The organism is Nonomuraea sp. NPDC050556 (assembly GCF_044457355.1).
Lineage (GTDB): Bacteria > Actinomycetota > Actinomycetes > Streptosporangiales > Streptosporangiaceae > Nonomuraea.
Genome location: NZ_JBITGU010000003.1, coordinates 987,923 through 1,005,680, shown reverse-complemented (window position 1 = coordinate 1,005,680; position 17,758 = coordinate 987,923). Strand labels below are relative to the sequence as shown.

Below are 17,758 nucleotides of genomic sequence, written 5' to 3'. Positions count from 1 at the left end.
TCCGCCCCCGCCTCCGCGGCGCCCTCCACGCCCGCGGCCACCCCTGCCTCCGCAGAAGCCTCCTCGCCTGTGCCTGACCCGGCCTCCTCGCCCATGCGCGCCCCTTCGTCCCCTGCGCCCACGGTCGAGCCTTCCTTCGCCACTGCGGAGGCACCCAGCAGCGCTCTTCCCCCGAGGCCTTCCGCCGTGGACAGCCCGTCCGGGCCGCCCACCGGCGATGCGGCTGGAGGTACTCGGCGCGGGCGGGGGCGGCTTCGCCGTACCCCTCTCTCCCACGTGCAGGCCCGCAGCGCAGGCCCCGTACGGCTGGCGTCCGGAGAGCCCGCCCCACCGGGAATGGTCCGCCTGACGAACGCCGACACGACCGGCGTCGCCCTGTCCGTCTGGCCGGACGGTGTCACGCCAGCGCTCCTGGAGGAATACCAGCTCCCACCCATCTCCGTAGAACGCTCAGGCGAGACCAGACGGGTCCTGGCCGCGTGCCTCAAGTGCTGCTGGCCCGACCTCTCCATCGACCCATGGCCAGGCGAACCGGCGCCCGCCGAGCTGATCCTCGACACCTACCGCGCCCTGATCGGCCGTACGGACGACGTGATGCGCAACTGGGCCATCGGCGCCCTCCGCCGCCTGCACGACTCGGCGTGGATCATCATGTCCGACGGCGTCGTCCGCCTCGGCCCCCGCTGCGCCACCTGGCCCACGGAGGCGCACGCACAGCTCCAGGAGCTGGTCCGCCGCATCCCGGACGCCCCCCGCACCACCCTCACCGTCGTCGACGACACCGCCATCATCGCCGCCATCACCTCCCCCAAGGACTCCCCAGACACCCCCGCCACCACCGAAGTCCCCGACGTTCCCGCCATGTCACCCGCCTCCACCGACATCCCCGCCACCACCGACGCCCCCATCTCCACCGACGTCCCCGCCTCCACCGAAGATCCAGACGCCCCCGCTGCGCCACCTGCGACCGCGCCCATCAGTAGTGCGCCCGCAACCACCCACGCCGCGGAGGGCACACCCACCGCGCCCACTTCTCTCCTCTCCGCAGAGACCGCCGCGTCCGATCAAGGCCTGGACGGTCCCGAGGCGTCCGATGACTCGATGGATGGCGCTTCCGACCACGCGGCCGATGACGACGGGGCCACAACGGCAAGTAGCGACGGGGCCGCGGCGGCGAGTGGAGTGAAGAAAGCGGCTGTCCTGTCGAGTGTCGGCGGGCGGGTTGAAGGCGGAGAGTCCGCCGACTTCGACGACCTCCTCGATCCCTACGACGAGCGTCGTCGCGCCGAGCTTGTGGCCGCGTTCATGGCCGTCGAGCACGCAGCGGAACCCGTCCCAGAAGCCAGACTCGTAGCCCTGAGAGACCCCGCCCTCCGCCACACGCTGTCCGAAATGCTGGCCCGCCGCGGCCGCACCCTCATCCAGCACCGCGAACGCTGGACCTCCGGCTACGACGACACCGTCGCGGAACAGACGGGATCAGCCCTCGGCGTAGCAGAGCGGGCCGTGCTCACGCTGGTGCTCGTCCACTCCGTAGCCATCCCCCGCGCCGAAGGCGTCCTGCCCGAGGACACCTGGCTCTCCCCCCACCCTGCGCCCGTGGAAGAGCTCCGCAGACACACCCAGCTCCCCATCGGCGAGCTGGACGCCGCCCTGCGCGCCCTGCGCCACGCGGGGCTGCTGTCGCAGGTGAAGGCGGGCGAGGAAGCGGGCGGGTACGTGCCTGGCCCGCAGTTCCACCGCCTCACCCCCACCGCCAGGAGGCGCCTGCAGGAGGAGCTCATCCTCGCCGCAGGACCGCACTCGCCGCTGGCGACAGCCGTACGGGCGCGGAGGTCAGCAGGGTGACGCAGAAGCAAGAACTGTCGAAGGGGTCGCAGATGGAGAACATCGTCGGGGATCGGGTGCTGATCGCGGTACAGGCGGTCAACATCTCGCGGTTGTCGACGCATCCCGTGCCCACGGTGCCCGGCACGCTGATCGTGGTGGCGGGCGCGGGGCCGAAGGACTCCAACGGCGCGGGCAAATCCTCGTTCATCGCCTCCATCACGGCGCTGCTGGGTGACGAGCAGTGGCGGTTCGCCTCTGGCGCGAAGGCGGTGTCCGAGCTGCTGTTCAACGCCGAGCTGGCCAGCGGAGCGGGCGCCAGGCAGTGGGCGAGCGCCGACCACGGCTACATCGTCGGCGTCTTCGGCCCCGCCGACCTCCTGGCAGAAAACGCGCAAGCCGTACAGCAGGAAGAGGACGCGCTGTTCGACGAGCCGAACGCCGACTCGGTGACCGTGTGGCTGCGCGTCAACCAGGAGGCCCCCCACCTCGAGATCCGCTGGCGCGCGGGCGTGCACCTGTCCTCGGCCGCCTCCGAGGCGGAGCGGGTGGCCCGCGCCGACGAGATCTGGGCGTCCCTGCCCAGGTCGGCGGGGCGGCGTGACGTGGTGGCCCGCGACCTGACCAAGGTTCTGTACGGTGACCGGATCCGCTGCGTCTCCTTCCTGTCCACCTCGGTGCGCAGCAAGGTGGCCACCAACCTGCTCTCCCAGCCGCTCAACGAGATCACCCCCGAGCGCGTCTTCGAGGCGATCGCCGCGCTGACCGGCCTCGACGCCGAGCTGGAGCAGGAGCGCGAGGCGAGGCGCGACGAGCACGCCAGGCGGGTGCGCGCGTTGCAGGCGGGCGACCGGCTGGCGGAGTTCGAGGCGGAGTCGAAGGCGTTGCTGGCCACCTTCGACCGGCGCGACCAGGCGAGGGTACGGCTGGCCGACGCGTTGCGCTGCTGGCGCGGCAGGCAGTCGCGCAAGGTGGCCGACGCCGCGGATCGCGACGAGCTGCTGGCGCAGGAGCTGGAGAAACACCAGGCGGCCGAGGAGCGGGCGGCCGAGGCGATCGCCCAGGTGAAGGCGGAGATCGCCACCCTCAAGGACGACACCCTCGACCGCCAGGTCGCCGACGCGCGCAGGGAGCTGGCCGCGCTGCAGGCGAAGGCGGCCAAGCTGGACGCGGACCGGGCGGTGGCGGAGAACTCGGCCGACGAGCTGCGCGGGCAGATCCCGGCGTTGGAGGAGCGGCGCAGGTTCGCCGACGGGCGTGACGTGCCGACGGCGGAGGGCGAGCTCAAGCAGGCCAGGTTCGGACTGAACGAGGCGCTCAAGGCGATGGGCGTGGCCGACCGCGAGGCGTCGTCGGCGCAGGCCGCGCTGGACGACGCCGAGGGCGGTCCGGCCGCGGCCCAGCTCAACGCGCTGACCGGCGCGGGTCTGGCGGCGACGGGCCTGCTCGACGCCCTCGACGTGGCCGAGCAGGCCCGCGACCACACGCTGGTGCTGGACGGGCTGCGCGGGTGGCCCACCGAACACGCCGTGATCGTCGACGCCGCGCACCTGGACGAGGCCGCGCTGGCTCTGGCCGACCTGCCGGGTTCGGTGCTGGTGAGCGCGGCGGGCGTGAGCGTGGTCGGCGCGTTCGACGGCATCGCGACCGGGCGCGAGGCGCGCATCAAGGCGGCCGAGCACCGCCTCAACCGCGCCAAGGACACGCAGGAGGAGGCGGCGCAAGCCGTACGGCAGGCGGAGGAAACTCTCACCCAGGCACAACGACGGCTCGAAGGGGCCAGGGCGGGCGTGCAACTGGGCGACATCGAGGAGAAGCTCGCGGTACGGCGGGCCAGGCTCACCGAGCTGACCGAGGCGCTCGCCGAGCTCACGCCGACGGTCGCCGAGTACGAGCAGCAGGTCGGCGCGCTCGACTTCCGCGCCCGCACCCGCGACATGGAGACCGAGCGCATGGAGGGCCGCCGCCACCGGCACGAGTCAGAACGCGGCGCGGCGCGGGAGCAGGCGGCCAGGACCACGGCGGAACGGCTGGCGCTCAAGCTGGACGAGCTGGTCAGAGACTGGGGCGGCTCGGTCGACGGCGCCAGGGAGTGGATCCAGGCGCTGCCGGAGGAGGAGCGGCCGAGGTCGGCCGAGGAGTGGTGGCGCATCGCCGAGCGCCACTTCGACCAGGCGTTCCGCGACACGTTCCCGGGCGAGGAGGACGAGGTCCCCGAGGAGCTGCGGTTCCTCATGGGCGAGCGGGCTGGCCGGACGAGCAGGGAGCAGGCCACGTTCGCCGCGGTGTGCGGGGCGCTGGCCTCCTACCTGCGCGGGCAGGAGGACTACGAGAAGCACCAGCGGCGGCAGATCGAGGCGCAGATCACCAGCAGGCAGCGCGACCTGGTGGCCGCGACGAAGGGCGCTGAGGAGGCGGCGCAGTCGACGGCCGTGCACCGGGCGGCGCTGAGCGCGGCGATCAAGGCGCGGCTGACCAGGGTGGCGGAGGAGTTCGAGAAGCTGGACACCTCCTACGGCGGTTACGGCGCGACGCTGGAGTTCCCCGTGCCGCCCGCGCCGGCCGATCCCGAGCAGCGGTGGCAGTGGCGGGTGACGCCGAAGTGGCGGCGCGGCGAGGGGCAGGGGTTCGTGCCGTACAACCGGCGGGCCAACACCGCGCTCATGGACGAGAAGGCGGTCAAGCTGGTGTGCGCGGCGGCGATCGCGTCGTCGGGCGGCGGGCATCTGTGCCTGGTGCTCGACGAGCTGGGCCGCAACCTGGGCAAGGAGCACCGGCGGGAGGCGGTGGCGCTGTTCCGCCGGATCGGCGAGACGTACGGGATCACGGTGATCGGGGCGCTGCAGGACGACATGGAACCGTACGCGATCGACGCCTGCGGGCAGTACATCAAGCTGCGCCGGTCCAGCGACGCCATGCCGTACAACGAACCGCCGGTGATCGTCGGCCACGACGAGCACGCCGACCGCGTCCGCGCCCTGTCCGCCTACGTCGAACGGCCCGCCTAACGCGGGCCCTCGACGGCGGCGGGCGGGGTCGGGGCCGTGGCCGGGTGGATGATCCCCATCACGAACGGCTGCAGCCCGGCGAGCAGGATGGTGACCACGCCGGTCGCCACCGCGACCGTGACCGAGGACGCCCAAGCGGACAGCGACCACAGGTTGTGCACGTCGACCAGCCGCGCCGTGCGGTGCCCATGTGCGGCGAGGACGCGGCGGTCGGCGAGCATGCCGAGCGTCATGGTGAAGGCGAACAGCTGGGCGGCGTTCAGCAGCAGGCCGCGCCAGTCGCCCCCGGTGCCGTTCACGATCGCGCCGACCAGCCCGGGCAGGATCGCGGCGAAGAACAGCCACCGGCTCTTGGCCAGCCCGCTCGCGCCGCGCAGGAGCGGGTAGAAGTACCCGAACAGCAGGCCGTAAGCGGACCACGTCAGGACCAGCGGCGCGATCGACGTGATCGCGACCAGGACCGGATACGGATCGTCGCTCAGGGCCAGCCGGTCGGCGCCGACCAGTCCGAGTACGACCCAAGGCAGCCCGATCACGGTGCCGGTGGCGAGACCCCACACGGCCCGCCGCCACGGCACCTGGCTGTCAAGGGCGCCGAAAGCCCGCTGGTATGTGCTCACCGTGACGGCCCCCTTGATCCTTGCGGGCACGTCGACGGCCTGCGCCTCCAGTTGCTCGATCATGCGCTGCCCGTCGTCGAAGGCCAGGTCGGTGGATGCGGTCCGGTCCCTGACGGACTTGCTGAGCGACGGCAGGACGCGGCGGGCGGCCCCCGCGCGCAGCGCCCAGGTGACCGCCCGGTTCCGCACGGCGGGCAGCTGGGCGAGGATGTGCGCGGCGCGGTGGACCTGGTCGGCGGGCATCAGCACCCACGCGCCGAGCGCCGACGTGCCGAGCACGAGCGGGAGCGGCGCCCCGACCAGCATGTAGCCGTCGGACAGGGCGAGGAACCAGGCGAGCAGCCCGAGGACGCGGTGGTCGCGCAGCGCGGCGGCGTCGAGCGGCGCCGACCCCAGGTTCCGCAACGCCCGGACGGCGACGGCGACCAGCACGAGGCCGAGCAGCCAGTCCACCCGAACGAGGTAGGTGTAGGCACCCCAGAACGACACCTCGTCCACACTCAGCCGTCCCCAGGGGACCGCGACCAGAACAGCCGGTACGGCCAGCAGCGCGCATGCCCGCCCGCCCAGACTCGTGCCGGTGATCGCGGTGTGCGCGAGCCTGGTCACGGCCAGCCCTGCCAGCGCCCCGGTCACCAGGAGGACGAGCCAGTTCAGCCCCGCCCCCAGCCGCGCGTCCTCGCCGACCAGTGCGACCAGGACGGGCAGGACGGGCAGCAGCGCCGCCAGCTGCACGATCCGGTAGCCGCGGCCACGCCACCGGCGGCTGAGCACGACGGCCGCGTAGATCAGGAGAACCACCAGCGCCCCCAGGACCGTGCCGCGAAGTTCCGCGGGCGCTGCGCCGGGCTCGGCGAGCATGGTCCGCAGCGCGAGCGCCGCCGTACCGGCAAGACAGGCGATGCTCTCCCACGGGGACCATCGCGACAAAGGCCAGTCGCGAAGCTCCCGCAGCGGTGTCGCGACCATGACGGGACAGAAGCCCAGAACCACCAGGATGACGACCAGGGCGGGCCAGCTGCCGGCGAGCTCGGCGGGGTTGCCCGACCAGCCGTCTGCCACGAGGGCCACGACCCCGGCCAGCCCTCCGGCCAGTGCCAGAACACCGGCGACGGCCTGACCCCACCGCGGCGAGCCGGATCTGGGAAGGAGTGCTCGGCGCAAAGCCCCGAGCACCCAGGTGATCAGGAAGCCGAGCAGGACGAACACCGCCAGCGCCATCAGCACGACCCCCAGCGCCGCGGGCCGCCACGCCCCGGCGCCGCCGGGCGCCACCGCGTGCGTGAGCAGGAACTCCATCCCCCCCAGCGTCGCCCCCAGGCAGACGACCACCAGGAGCGACCGCCGTACGGGGTGGGAGGGGGCACGGGTCGACCAGGGCAACGCGCCGCACACCACGATGGATACGAGCAGCACGAGGGCGCCGTATCCCTGGGCGTACCCCATCGGCCGCCACAGGCCGGCCTCGCTGATCGCCTCACTGATCGGCGCGAAGGAGAACAGCAGGTCGAACGGCAGCGCCGCAGAGGCGGCGCCCAGGAGCAGGTGGGCGAGGAGCACGGCGCCGATCGCCCACTGGGCCCGCTGCCACGAGGGGTCGGCGCCCAGCCTGCCGAGGCGGCCGAACCTCCCGGCGAGGAACACGACCGTCCAGCTGAAGGCTCCGAGCAACGGCACCCAGAGGCTGTCCAGGTAGTACGGCACCCACCGCTCGGGTGCGGCGGTGACGGCGGACGGATCGGCCGGCTCCAGGTCGACCTCGATCCGGCCGCCGCCGGCGCTGGTCGCCTTCACCGAGGTGGCCGTCTGGCTCGTGACGGGCAGGTCGGACCCGGTGAGCCCGGCGACGATGAGCGAACGGGTCTTCAACTCGACCGTGCCGGGCCCCAGGAGGACGAGCTGCACGTTTCTCGGGCCTCTCGCCGTGCCGTTCTCGGCACCGCTGGTGGTGATGGTGACGGACCCCGTGGTGCCGGACGATTCGAGGGCTGGTGGCGTCCAGAGCATCGCGGACCTGGACACCGAGACGTAGCCGACCACGTTGCTGACGAACGTGCCGGGATCCTTGATCGCCGCGCCGGATCTGACCTTCGCCACCACCGGGTCCGAGGCGAGGAGCACCAGTTTCGCCGTCGCCTGGAAGAGCCCTTGCTCGTTCTCGACAATGCTGACGTCGGCTTTTCTCCCGAAGACGGGTTGCGACGAAAACGGATCGAGCCACAGGCAGTAGGACTTCAGCGGGGGATCGCAACTGTTCGCGGTGCGGTTCTGCTGGGGCAGTGCGGCCCCGAAAGCAGAGACGGCCACGAGGAGGCCCCCGGACAGCGCGAGCAGGGCCACGACACCCGCGACGAAGCACATCACCCGTCGCACCACTTTCCCCAAGGTCACTCAGGGATATTGGGGAAATCTCGCCGTTCGTTACCGTCTGACAGGTCTTGACTGGGTTGGTGAGATCGACTAGACCACAGGGAGCCTGTCGATCACCCCCTCGGAGGACATCATGTCGAGCACAGCGCTGGTAAGGCTCGCGGTCACCACCGCATCCGCCGCGTCGCTCATGGCGTTGACGACCATGCCCGCTTCCGCCTCGGCCGACCGGCCGCCGCGCACGACGCACGGGCCGTGCCAGTACACCTCGACGCCCGACGACCCCGCGGTGCGCAAGGTGCCGCTGCCGCCGGACCCGCGCAGGACGCCGACGCGCCCGGTCTCCGCCGTACTCAAGACCAACCACGGCGACATCGGCCTCACCCTCGACCCGGACAAGGCGCCGTGTACGGTGCAGAGCTTCGTGCACCTGATCAGGCACAAGTTCTACGACGTGACCTCGTGCCACCGGATGACCGCCTACGACCGGCTCAAGGTGCTGCAGTGCGGCGACCCGAGCTTCACCGGCGAGGGCGGGCCGGGGTACAAGTACAAGGACGAGCTGCCCACCGACCTGCCGCCGTGGCCGGGCGACACGACCGGGCTGCGCAAGACGTACGCGCGCGGCGTGCTGGCGATGGCGAACGCTGGGCCGAACACCAACGGCAGCCAGTTCTTCCTGGTGTACGGGGACTCGGGGCTGCGGCCTGACTACACGATCTTCGGCACGGTGGACGCGGCTGGCCTGGCGGTGCTCGACAAGATCGCGGCCGGAGGCATCCAGCCGGAGCCCGACGGCCCGACCCCGCCGGTCGACGGCAAGCCGGTCCTCCCTGCCAACATCGAGGACGCCCGCGTCTGCCGGTAGCACCTGCGAAGAACGCCCAAGGGCCTTCTCTCTTCGTGAGGGAAGAGTTGGAGCCTTTCAAGGGGACCGTCCCAAAGGACGGTCCCCTTTGCGGTGGTACAGGCCTTTCAAGGGAGGGCGGGGCATAGGAGTGCCCGGACCAGAAAAGGCGCGGCGCAGGGGTGGGCGCGCCGGGGGGTGGGGTTGGGGCAAAGGAACGGCAGCGTGGACGAGTCGTGTCACGAGTGCGTGGCTCGCGCGGGTTATCGTGCGAAATCTGATGACCTACACCTCCTCCGACGCCGACGGGCATCGGGCCATGGCTCTGGCGCTCCGCGTCGGTGAGCTGCTGCTGGGCAGCGGCGAGGCGACCGAGAACGTCGCGGGCGCCATGCGCAGGATCACCCAGGCGTACGGCCTGCGGCACGTGGAGGCCGACGTCAACCTCTCGGCGATCACCCTGTCGCACGTCCCCGACGACGGCAGGGCCGCCGCGACGGCGGAACGGCGGGTGCGCAGGCGCCAGCCCGACTACGACCGGCTGATCGCGGTCCACACCCTGGTCGGCGAGATCACCAGGGACCAGCTGGAGCTCGCCGAGGTCCAGGAGCGCCTGCGGGAGATCACCAGGCGGGTGTCGGTGTATCCGAGCTGGGCCGTGGTCAGTGCCCTCGCCCTCATCGCGGCCAGCGCGGCCGTACTGATCGGCGGCGGCCCGACCGTGGCCGCGGCCGCGTTCGTCGCGACGGTGCTCGGCGACCGGGCGTCGGTGTGGCTGGCCAGGCGCGGGGTGGCGGAGTTCTTCCAGTTCGCGGTGGCCGCCGGGTTCGGCACGCTGGTCGCGGTGCTGCTGATCTGGCGCGAGGTGCCGGTGCAGGCGTCTGCCGTGGTGGTGGGCGCGGTGATCGCGCTGCTGCCCGGCCGTCCGCTGGTGGCGTGCGTGCAGGACGGCATCGCGGGCGAGTACGTGACGGCGACGGCGCGGCTGACCGAGGTGGTGTTCATCGTCGCGTCGGTGATCTCCGGCGTGGGCACGATCCTGGCGCTTGCCGTACGGCTGGGCGTGCCGTTGACCGTCGACAACGTGCCCACCGCGCCGCTGACGCTGGCCGCGCCGCAGCTCGTGGGCGCGGTGGGGGTGAGCCTGACGTTCGCGGTGGCGCTGCTGGTGCCGCCGCGCCACCTGCTGGGCGGCGCGCTGGGCGGCGGGGTGATCTGGGTGACCTTCGTGTATCTGGCCGGGTTCCACGGGTTCCCGCCACTGATGGCCACGACGATCTCGGCGGCGGTGGTGGGCCTGCTCGGCACCGCCGCGGCCAGGTGGGTGCGGGTGCCGTCGATGGTGTTCGTCATCCCGGCGATCGGTCCGCTGCTGCCCGGCAGCGTGTTGTACCGCGGGATGCTGGAGATCAGCATCGGCGAGCTGTCGAACGGCACCCTGCACATGGTCGAGGCGCTGTCGATCGCGCTGGGCATCGGCGCGGGGGTGATCCTGGGGGCCGAGGTGCTGCGCGCGTTCAGGGGGCGCGATCTGGCGCGCCGGATCCGCCCGGCGTCACGGCGCACCCGCGGTTACTAGCTTGGCGACGACGTCCTCGTCGAAGGCGATCCCCAGGCCCGGCCTGTCCGGCACCTCCAGACGTCCATCCGCGAAGCGCTGCCGGGTGTCCTCGGTGAGCAGCTGCTCGAAGTTGTAGATCCCCTTCTCCCTCGCGAAGAACTCCACCACGAAGGTCCCCGGCAGGTGGACGTGCAGGTTGTGGTGCCAGTGCGGCGCCATGCGCAGCCCGAAGGCGTCCGCCAGGTGCGCGATCCGCAGCCATTCGGACACCCCGCCCGCGACGCCCGCGTCGGCCTGCAGGATCGCCGCGGCCCGCGCCTCGACGATCTGCCTGAACTCCCACCTGGTCTGGTGGATCTCCCCGGTCGCGACCGGAGTCCTGATCTGTACGGCAAGCTCGGCGTGGCCGGCGATCGCGTCGGGCGACAGCGGCTCCTCGAACCACCACAACCCCTCGGACACCCGCTCGAAAGCCTCGATGGCCGCCCGCGCCTCGGCGACCGACCCGTAGGCGTTGTTGGCGTCCAGCGCCAGCCGTCCCGTCCCGTCGATCGCCTCGACCGCGGCGGCCACGCGCCGCGCGTCCTCGGCCACGGACAGCCCGCCGACCTTGATCTTGTGGTCGGTGAACCCCTGCGCCCGGTTGAAGGCGATCTCCCGCCGGACCGCGTCGGCCCATTCGCCCTGGTCCGGCTGGTAGTAGCCGCCCGAGGCGTAGGCGGGCCTCGGCTCCGTCGACCCGCCGAGGAGGACGGCGAGCGGCTGCCCGGCGCGTTTCGCCTTGAGGTCCCAGAGGGCGATGTCGATCGCCGACAGCGCCCTGATGACCGCGCCGCGCCTGCCGGACAGCAGCGTCTCCTGGTAGGCGCGCTCCCAGAGCCCGTGGACGTCGTCCGCTGGCGCGCCGAGGTAGACGGGCGCGAGCAGCTCGACGGCGGCGCAGGTCAGCGCGCCGCCCGCCGTACCCGCGTAGGTGTAGCCGATCCCGGCGGCGCCGTCGGAGTCCACGACCTCGACCAGCACGTAGTGGCGGTCGGCGAGCACCCGGTTGGACATCCTGGTCGGCTGGTCGACCGGGACGGCCACGGCCCTGGACGTGATGCTGGCGATCATGCGGTGCCCCCTGTGCGTACGGACTGGAGATTGGCGAACTCGAGCGCGCCGTGGATGCCCAGCTCGCGGCCGTGGCCGCTGGCCTTGACGCCGCCGACGGGCAGGCGCGGGTCGGACTCGGAGATGCGGTTGACGAACAGCGACCCGGCCTGCACACCCAGCGCCTGCGCCCGCTCGACGTCGGCGGTCCACACCGAGGCGCTGAGCCCGTAGATCGTCTTGTTGGCGACGTGTACGGCTTCCGCGACGGAGCCGACGGCGAGCACGGCTCCGAGAGGGCCGAAGGTCTCCTCGGTGAAGGCCGGGTTGTCCGTACCGTCGACCTCGACCAGCGTCGGCGGGAACCACGCGCCTGGCCGGTCGTCGCGGTCGCCGCCGAAGAGCAGCCGGCCGCCGGCCGACAGGGTCGCGTCGAGCTGGCGCCGCAGCTCGTCACGCAGATCGGCGCGCGCCATCGGCCCGACGTCCGTCGTCTCATCGAACGGATCACCGACGGCAAGCCTGCCTGCCTCGTCTTTCAGAGCCTCCACGAACTCCTCATGGACGGCTTCGTGGACGGTGATGCGCTTGGCGGCGATGCAGCTCTGCCCGGCGTTGAGGAACCGCGACCGCACCGCTGCGGCGGCCGCTGCCTCGACGTCGGCATCGTCGAGCACGATGAACGGGTCGGACCCGCCCAGCTCCAGGACACATTTCTTGACCACTCCCCCGGCTCGCGCGGCGACGATGGCGCCGACGCGGTTGCTGCCGGTGAACGCGACGGCGGCGATGCGCGGGTCGTCGATGAGCGGGCCGATCCGCTCGGCGGGGAGCACGACCGTGGTGAGCACGCCTGGACCGAACGCCTCGTCGAACAGGTCTTGTACGGCGAGCGCGCAGCCGGTGACGTTGTCGGCATGCTTGAGCACTGCGGTGTTGCCGATGGCGAGGGCGGGGACCATCGACCTGATGACCTGCCAGAACGGATAGTTCCACGGCATGACCGCAAGAACCACCCCGAGCGGCAGCACCCTGACGTGCCCGATCTCAGCGGGTTGCGGCACGGTCAACGCGAGCCCCGCATAGTACTCACAGGTCAGGGCGCACTTGTCGATCTCCGCCCGCGCCTGGGCGATCGGCTTGCCCATCTCGGTGGTGATCAGCGTGGCGTAGCGCTCCCGCCCCATACGCAACCGCACGGCCAACTCCCGCAACCCCACCTCCCGAGAGCCCTCCATACGCCCCCGTACGGCGAGGTCGAGGGCGGCGGAGAGTTCGTCGGGGGTGGTGTAGGGGTGGGCGGCCAGGTGGGTGCCGTCGGCGGGGTTGATGGTGACGGGGCCGATCATTGTGACGCCAGCCAGTCGTGGAAGCGGCGGCCGAGGATGACCGGGTCTTCGAGCAGCTTCGGCACGTCAGCGGCGTTGCCGGGTTCGATGCGGGCGTGCAGGAAGGCTGGGCCGTCCGTCGTCAGCATCCGGGCCAGTTCCAGGCCGAGCTCGGCCGGTGTGGCGGCTCGCCGTACCGACCAGCCGGAGGCCTCCGCCAGCGCGCCGAGGTCTACCTGGGCCGCGTAGGTGGGCAGGTTGCCGGTCGAGCCGTACACGCCGTTGTCGAGCAGGACCATCGCCAGGTTGGCCGGGCGCAGGAAACCGCCGGTGGGTAGCACGTTGGGGTTCATGAACAGGGAACCGTCGCCCTCCACGGCGACCACGCGCGTGCCCGGCAGGCCGAGCGCGACACCCGTGGCTACGGATCCGGCCAGGCCCATGGAGTCGAGCAGGTAGAGGTGGTTGGGGCGGTCGGCGACGGCGGCGAGCTCACGGCTGGTGGCGGCGCAGGTCACCACGAGCGGCACGTCGGCGGTGTGTTCCGCGAGCACGCGGAGGGCCTCGATGCGCCTCATGCGGCTGCCTCGGGGTTGGTGGCCCAGAAGCTGGCGAGGACGACCACGGGGCGGAAGGTCATCCTGGCGTGGGCGCCTGCTTCGGTCACGACGGCCTGCCAGTCGGCCGGGGTGGTGCGGCGGTCGAGGGTGAAGACGCGCAGGCCCAGGTGGTCGAGCAGCGCGGGCACGTGCTGGCAGAAGGTGTGGATCATGGAGTTGTACTCGCCGAGGCCGCCTCTGGTGTTGGCCACGATCAGCAGCGGGAGGTGGTAGGCGGCGTTGAACGTGGTCAGGGCGGTGAGGGCGTTGCCGAATCCGTTGTCCTGCATGACCACGGCGCCGAAGCGGCCGGTCAGGGGGAGGGCGCCGAGGACGCCCATTGCTTCCTCTTCGCGGGAGAGGGGGAAGACGCGCTCGGGTGAGCCGAGGGCGGTGATGACGGGGGCGACGCTGACCGAGGGGACGTATCCGACTAAGTCCGCGCCCGAGGACCAGATGCCTTGGGCCACGGCGGTGGCGTGTGTCATGCGAGGTAACGTACTACCGGCTCCGAGTTGCATGCAACTCCAGATTGGAGAGAGGACCGAGGAGGTGTCCTTGGGTCTTCCGCCCTGCGGGGGTTGGGGTCTTTCGAGGGGGGTCTCACAGGGGGACCTACGGGGGTGGGGTCTGGCGAGGGCGCGGGGCCAGCGGAGGCGGGGCGGGAAGGGGTCCGGCCGGGGGGAGTCTGCGGGGCCAGCGGGTGCAGAGCGCGGGGGGCTGGCCAGGGGGCAGGTGGGGGCCGGGGATCGGGGTTGGGGGCAGGGGCCGGGGCCGGGGTTGGAGGTTGGAGGTTGGAGGTTGGGACCGGGCCGGAGGGCCGGGCACCGGGACGAGGGGCCAGGGACGAGGGGCCAGGGACGAGGGGCCAGGGACGAGGGGCCAGGGACGAGGGACTGGGGTGTGGCCGGGGGGACTGGGGTGTGGCCGGGGGGCCGGGCCGGAGGGCCGGGGGCCGGGGGCCGGGGGCCGGGGGCCGAGGGCCGGGGGCCGGGGGCCGAGGGCAGGGGCCGAGGGCAGGGGCCGAGGGCAGGGGCCGAGGGCCGGGCCGGGGGTTTGGGGGACGAGGGGCCGGGGGCCGGGGGGCCGCGGGGTTGGGGTGGGGGGTTTGGGGGTCGCGGGTTTGGGGGTTGGGGTGGTTCGAGTGTGGGGTGGGGGTGGTTCAGGAGACGAGGTCGGCCCAGCGGCGCCATTCGGCCATCAACGCTCGGTTGTCGCCGCTGGAATGCGCCACCAGCAGGTCGCCCGAGCGGATCAAATGCTCCCGCATCGCCTGCTCGGCACGGACCCCGTCCCTGAGGCGCAAAGCCTCGACGATCGCCCAATGGTCACGCAACGCCACCTCGACCGGCTGGTGGTCGGGCACGCTGTGCCATCCGTCCAACGTCAGCGTCTGACGCAGCTCAGAGACAATGCGAGCCAGCCGCTCGTTCCCGCTGGCGCGCAGGATGTGCTCGTGCAGGCGTTCGTCGGCGGCGAAGTACTCCGGCCCGCCATCCGCCCGAGTCTCCATGATCTTGAACTCGGCGGCCAGCACCTCGTCGTCGCGCCCCGTCCACACCGCGGCGGCCGCGTGTGCCGCCCTCGGTTCAAGAAGGACCCGCAGGCTGCACAGCTCGACCACGCCGCGCCCGTCCGTGCCCAGGACCCGCGCCCCCCGATTGCGCTCGATCCGCACCAACCCCAGGTCGGCCAGCTTGAGCAGCGCCTCGCGCACGGGTGTCCTGGAAGCCCCGAACCGGTCGCCCAGCTCCCTCGCCGAGTAGAGACCGCCACGCTGGAGCTCGCCCGACCTGATCGCGTCGCGGATGTCCGTCGCGATCTGCTCGGACTTGTTCTCAGGATGCTCCTGAGGCGACGGCGACAGCGACGGTGGCGGTGGCGGTGACGATGTCAAGGGACCCCCTCTACGGCAGGCCCCAGCATAACGTCGTCAGGACGGGACGGCCGCCGGTGCCCGGTTCCGCCACAGGGCGCCGATCACCACCATGGCCAGCGCGTTGGCCAGGATCATCACCGCCATCGACAACCCGTCGTTGCCGCCCGAAGCGTCCTGGATCCACCCGACCGCGAACGGGCTCACGAACCCCGCCGCGTTCCCCATCGAGTTGATCAGCGCGATCCCGCTCGCCGCCCCGGCCCCCGCGAGCAGGCCGGTCGGCAGCGACCAGAACAGCGGCTTGGCCGTCTGCGCCGCCATCGTGGCGACCGTGATCGCGGCGAAGGCCACAGCCGGCGTCCCGAGCGTCAGCGCCGTCACGGTGAAGGTCACGACCGACACCCCCAGCGCCACCAGCACGGGTACGGCGGAGCGTTCGTTCCGCACCAGCCTGCCGCAGACGTACATGCAGACCGCCGCCGCCAGGAACGGAACCGCGGACAGCCACCCGATCTGCGTGCTCGACAACCCCCCGCCCACGTGCTTGATCACCGTCGGCATCCAGTAGGTGAGCGGATACGCCCCGCACAGCAGCAGGAAGTAGACGAGCGTCAGCCCGAGCACCCGCCGGTCGCGGAAGACGGCGCGGTGCCCGGATGGCGCGCCGGCCGCACTGCGCTCCTGCTCCTCTGCCGCCAGCGTCGTCGCCAGCCACTCCTTCTCCTCGGCGCTGAGCCAGGCAGCCTTGGCCGGGCCGTCGGCGAGGAAGGCGAAGTAGACGGCGCCGAGCACGATCGCGGGCACGCCGCCGAGGATGAAGACCCAGCGCCAGCCCTCGATCCCGGCCACGCCGTCGAACGCCGACAGGATCCACCCGTTGAGCGGGCCGCCGATGACGCTGGCCAGCGGGATCGCCATCATGACCGTGGCCACGACCTTGGTGCGCGCCTTGTTCGGGTACCAGCGGGTCAGGTAGAGGATGATGCCGGGAAAGAACCCGGCCTCCGCCGTACCGAGCAGGAACCTCATGATGTAGAGGGACTCGACGTTGGGGACGAACGCGGTGAGCGCGGCGACGATCCCCCAGGTGACCATGATCCTGGTCAGCCAGATCCTGGCGCCCACCTTGAGCAGGGCGATGTTGCTCGGCACCTCGGCCAGGACGTAGCCGACGAAGAAGATCCCGGCGGCGAAGCCGTACTGCGTGGCGGTGATCCCGAAGGTGTCCTCCATGCCGAACTTGGCGAAGCTGATGTTGATGCGGTCGATGTAGCTGACGACGTAGCCGAGCATCAGCAGCGGCACGATCCTTCTGGTGACCTTGCGTAATGTCACGAGCGCCTCCTTGGATGTCACTATGGAGGACTTGCATGCTACTCATGCCTGTGATGGGCTCACAAGAGTGAACTTCCTCAGGTGATGGGGGTCCCGGTGTACGACGCACGCAGGCGCAGCAGGGTGCCCTTGCGGTACTCCTCCATGGCGTGGGCCAGCCATCCGGCGGTCCTGGCCACGGCGAAGACCGCCTCGCCGGAGCCCGGGCGCATTCCGGCCGAGGTGGTGAGGGCGGCCAGGGCGAAGTCGACGTTCTGCTCGGGCAGGCGCCGCCTGCGGATCTCGGCGAGTACGGCGAGCACCCGGGACTGGTCGGGGACGGCCCTGGTGACGAGGTCGAGGAGCGCGGTGCCGCGGGCGTCGCCGTTCTTGTAGACGCTGTGGCCGAAGCCGGGGATGCGCTCGCCGCGCCTGATCCGCTCACCCACGACCCTGGACGCGTCCTCGGGGTGGACGACCTCCTGGAGCAGGCGTTCCGCGCCGAAGGACGCGCCGCCGTGCAGGGGGCCGCTGAGGACGCCCAGACCGGTGAGGACCACGGCGTAGGGGTCGGCCCTGGCGGAGGCGGCCACGCGGGCGGCGAGGGTGGAGGCGGCGAGTTCATGGTCGGAGAGGAGGACCAGCGCGGCACGGAGGGCTTCCAGAAGGGGTTCCGTGGCGGGCTCATCCGTCAGCTTGGCCCACAACCGGTCGGCTATCGACTCACCGCGAGAGGCCTGAAGGCTCGGCATGGCGTCCACCAGACCGGCGATCAGGCGGCGGGCCGTGGCGGCCACGGACGCCTGGTCGAGCTGGTGGCGCAGGGGGTCGGTCGCGCCGAGCACGGTGGTGATCACGTGGAGGCGGTCGATGAGGAGGAGATCGTCCGGCAATCCGCGCTGGGCGGTGACCGCGGCCTTCACGGCGGCCGGGTCAGCGCGCCACACCGCAGCATCGGAGGACCACAGCCACTCGGCGACCTCCTCGAAGGTCGAGGAGGCGGCCAGGGTCAGGGCGTCCCTCCCCCGGAAATACGGGCGGTCCAGGCCGAGGTAGGTGATCTCGGACTCGATGACCAGCTCGGGCGGCTGGCTGCGGGGACGGCCGCGCCGGGCGAGCTGTTCGATCTCGCCCGCGTCGAAGAGACTGCGCCTGCCGTCCTCGGCGTGCCGCCGCTTGAGGACGCCCCGGCTCACGTACGCGTAGAGCGTGGCGGGCTTCACCCCGAGCCGGGCGGCCGCCTCCGCTGCGTCGATCCACTCGTTCATGTTGATGAAAATCAATATTGATACACATTGAGGAGCCATGTCAAC

Annotated in this window: 12 protein-coding genes; 4 read left to right on the top strand and 8 right to left on the bottom strand. The window is 71.7% G+C overall.

Features of this window, described 5'->3' with window-relative positions; genetic code table 11:
• Window positions 1-276: 276 nt before the first annotated feature.
• On the top strand, window positions 277-1,848 hold the full coding sequence (locus ACIBG8_RS33700; RefSeq protein ID WP_397347108.1) for a hypothetical protein: 1,572 nt from the start codon (window positions 277-279) through the stop codon (window positions 1,846-1,848).
• Window positions 1,845-4,835: a chromosome partitioning protein ParA gene (locus tag ACIBG8_RS33695; RefSeq protein ID WP_397347107.1), complete on the top strand. Its 2,991-nt coding sequence runs from the start codon at window positions 1,845-1,847 to the stop codon at window positions 4,833-4,835. The genes ACIBG8_RS33700 and ACIBG8_RS33695 overlap by 4 nt, the downstream gene beginning before the upstream one ends.
• On the opposite strand, the gene ACIBG8_RS33690 is transcribed toward ACIBG8_RS33695, so the two are convergent.
• Complete coding sequence (locus ACIBG8_RS33690; RefSeq protein ID WP_397347106.1) at window positions 4,832-7,831, bottom strand: hypothetical protein; 3,000 nt, start codon at window positions 7,829-7,831, stop codon at window positions 4,832-4,834. The genes ACIBG8_RS33695 and ACIBG8_RS33690 overlap by 4 nt on opposite strands.
• Window positions 7,832-7,958: 127 nt before the next feature.
• Between ACIBG8_RS33690 and ACIBG8_RS33685 the strand changes: the two genes are divergently transcribed.
• Window positions 7,959-8,693, top strand: a complete 735-nt coding sequence (locus tag ACIBG8_RS33685) for a peptidylprolyl isomerase (protein WP_397347105.1) — start codon at window positions 7,959-7,961, stop codon at window positions 8,691-8,693.
• Window positions 8,694-8,952: 259 nt separating this feature from the next.
• A complete protein-coding gene (locus ACIBG8_RS33680; RefSeq protein ID WP_397347103.1) occupies window positions 8,953-10,251 on the top strand; it encodes a threonine/serine exporter ThrE family protein in 1,299 nt (432 codons plus the stop codon).
• Here ACIBG8_RS33680 and ACIBG8_RS33675 read toward each other — a convergent pair.
• From ACIBG8_RS33675 to ACIBG8_RS33645, 7 genes are all read right to left on the bottom strand, one after another.
• A complete protein-coding gene (locus tag ACIBG8_RS33675; protein WP_397347102.1) occupies window positions 10,228-11,346 on the bottom strand; it encodes a mandelate racemase/muconate lactonizing enzyme family protein in 1,119 nt (372 codons plus the stop codon). The genes ACIBG8_RS33680 and ACIBG8_RS33675 overlap by 24 nt on opposite strands.
• On the bottom strand, window positions 11,343-12,674 hold the full coding sequence (locus ACIBG8_RS33670) for an aldehyde dehydrogenase family protein (RefSeq protein ID WP_397347101.1): 1,332 nt from the start codon (window positions 12,672-12,674) through the stop codon (window positions 11,343-11,345). Before ACIBG8_RS33670 ends, ACIBG8_RS33675 begins: the two co-directional genes overlap by 4 nt.
• Window positions 12,671-13,231 (bottom strand): thiamine pyrophosphate-dependent enzyme, encoded by a 561-nt coding sequence (locus ACIBG8_RS33665; protein WP_397347100.1) that lies wholly within the window; start codon window positions 13,229-13,231, stop codon window positions 12,671-12,673. Before ACIBG8_RS33665 ends, ACIBG8_RS33670 begins: the two co-directional genes overlap by 4 nt.
• Window positions 13,228-13,740, bottom strand: coding sequence for a hypothetical protein (locus ACIBG8_RS33660; protein ID WP_397347099.1), 513 nt, complete (start codon window positions 13,738-13,740; stop codon window positions 13,228-13,230). The genes ACIBG8_RS33665 and ACIBG8_RS33660 overlap by 4 nt, the downstream gene beginning before the upstream one ends.
• Window positions 13,741-14,414: 674 nt before the next feature.
• Window positions 14,415-15,149: a GntR family transcriptional regulator gene (locus ACIBG8_RS33655; protein ID WP_397347098.1), complete on the bottom strand. Its 735-nt coding sequence runs from the start codon at window positions 15,147-15,149 to the stop codon at window positions 14,415-14,417.
• Between the two features lie 36 nt (window positions 15,150-15,185).
• The gene (locus tag ACIBG8_RS33650; protein WP_397347097.1) at window positions 15,186-16,466 is read right to left on the bottom strand and encodes an MFS transporter; all 1,281 of its coding nucleotides are present in this window, start codon (window positions 16,464-16,466) and stop codon (window positions 15,186-15,188) included.
• Window positions 16,467-16,543: 77 nt separating this feature from the next.
• A complete protein-coding gene (locus ACIBG8_RS33645) occupies window positions 16,544-17,713 on the bottom strand; it encodes a citrate/2-methylcitrate synthase (protein WP_397347096.1) in 1,170 nt (389 codons plus the stop codon).
• Window positions 17,714-17,758 lie beyond the last annotated feature (45 nt).

What these genes read in the sequence shown, in the direction of transcription:
- ACIBG8_RS33685 (WP_397347105.1), top strand. Translation starts at nt 7,959, where the DNA reads ATGTCGAGCACAGCGCTGGTAAGGCTCGCGGTCACCACCGCATCCGCC.
- ACIBG8_RS33680 (WP_397347103.1), top strand. Translation starts at nt 8,953, where the DNA reads ATGACCTACACCTCCTCCGACGCCGACGGGCATCGGGCCATGGCTCTG.
- ACIBG8_RS33675 (WP_397347102.1), bottom strand. Translation starts at nt 11,346, where the DNA reads ATGATCGCCAGCATCACGTCCAGGGCCGTGGCCGTCCCGGTCGACCAG.
- ACIBG8_RS33670 (WP_397347101.1), bottom strand. Translation starts at nt 12,674, where the DNA reads ATGATCGGCCCCGTCACCATCAACCCCGCCGACGGCACCCACCTGGCC.
- ACIBG8_RS33665 (WP_397347100.1), bottom strand. Translation starts at nt 13,231, where the DNA reads ATGAGGCGCATCGAGGCCCTCCGCGTGCTCGCGGAACACACCGCCGAC.
- ACIBG8_RS33660 (WP_397347099.1), bottom strand. Translation starts at nt 13,740, where the DNA reads ATGACACACGCCACCGCCGTGGCCCAAGGCATCTGGTCCTCGGGCGCG.
- ACIBG8_RS33645 (WP_397347096.1), bottom strand. Translation starts at nt 17,713, where the DNA reads ATGAACGAGTGGATCGACGCAGCGGAGGCGGCCGCCCGGCTCGGGGTG.